The organism is Mycobacterium sp. GA-2829 (assembly GCF_001499965.1).
In the GTDB taxonomy this organism is placed as follows: Bacteria; Actinomycetota; Actinomycetes; order Mycobacteriales; family Mycobacteriaceae; genus Mycobacterium.
In genome coordinates, this window is the sequence record NZ_LQIT01000090.1 from 1 (window position 1) to 1,249 (window position 1,249).

2 protein-coding genes are annotated in these 1,249 nt (G+C 68.9%); both read right to left on the reverse strand.

Annotation, left to right across the window (positions count from 1 at the left end; translation table 11 throughout):
* Positions 1-488: MBL fold metallo-hydrolase (locus AU194_RS30755; RefSeq protein WP_059093040.1), on the reverse strand; the 488-nt coding region annotated here is incomplete at its 3' end.
* A partial coding sequence (locus tag AU194_RS30760) for a zinc-binding dehydrogenase (protein ID WP_059093041.1) occupies positions 485-1,249 on the reverse strand: 765 nt, incomplete at its 5' end. The genes AU194_RS30760 and AU194_RS30755, both read right to left, overlap by 4 nt.

The window sequence follows — 1,249 nt, forward strand, 5'->3', positions numbered from 1 at the left end:
GGGAAGTCGGAGAACGAGCGGCCGGTGGCGCCGGGCCCGCCGGAGAACAGGGTGTCCCCGGAGAAGACCGCCGCCAAGTCGGGGGCGTACCAGCACACCGAACCCGGTGAGTGCCCGGGCGTGTGCAGGGCGCGCAGTTCGATCCCGCCGGCCTGGAACGTCGCGCCGTCCTCGACGGTGTGGAAGGTCTTGTCCGCGTGAGTCATTCGCCACAGCATGTCGTCGGCCGGGTGCAGGAGCACCGGGGCGTCGAGGGCGGCGCCGAGTTCGGGGGCCACGGTGATGTGGTCGTTGTGGCCGTGGGTGCAGATGACCGCGACCACGTTGCGCCCGCCGACGGCCATCACGATGGGTTCGGCGGTGTGGGCGGCGTCGAAGACGACGACCTCGTTGTCGTCCCCGACGATCCAGATGTTGTTGTCCACCTCCCAGGAGCCGCCGTCGAGTTCGAAAGTGCCCGAGGTGACGATCCGCTCGATGTTGGTCATTTGAGGACCACCACCGAACGCAGCACCTCACCGTTGTGCATCTTGTCGAACGCGGTCTCGATGTCGTCGAGGCCGATGCGTTCGGAGACGAACTTCTCCAGCGGGAGCCGGCCCTGCTGGTAGAGGCTGATCAGGGTGGGGAAGTCGCGTTCGGGAAGGCAGTCGCCGTACCAGGACGACTTCAGCGATCCGCCGCGGGAGAAGAAGTCGATCAGCGGCATCTCCAGGCGCATGTCCGGGGTCGGCACCCCGACCAGCACCACGGTGCCGGCCAGATCGCGGGCGTAGAACGCCTGCTTCCAGGTCTCGGGGCGGCCGACGGCGTCGATGACCACGTCGGTGCCGAATCCGTCGGTCAGCTCCCCGATGGCCTCGACCACGTCGTCGACGGTGCGCGCGTTGATGGTGTGGGTGGCGCCGAACTCCTTGGCCCAGGCGAGTTTCTTGTCGTCGGTGTCGACGGCGATGATCTTCTTCGCCCCGACCAGTGCGGCCCCGGCGATCGCGGCGTCGCCGACGCCGCCGCAGCCGATGACCGCCACCGAATCGTCGCGGGTGACCGCGCCGGTGTTGATCGCCGCACCGATGCCGGCCATCACCCCGCACCCGAGCAGCCCGGCCACCGCCGGATCGGCGTCCGGGTCGACCTTGGTGCACTGTCCCTCGTGGACGAGGGTCTTGTCGGCGAACGCCCCGATCCCCAGTGCCGGGGTCAGCTCGGTGCCGTCGGTCAGCGTCATCTTCTGCGCGGCGTTGTGGGT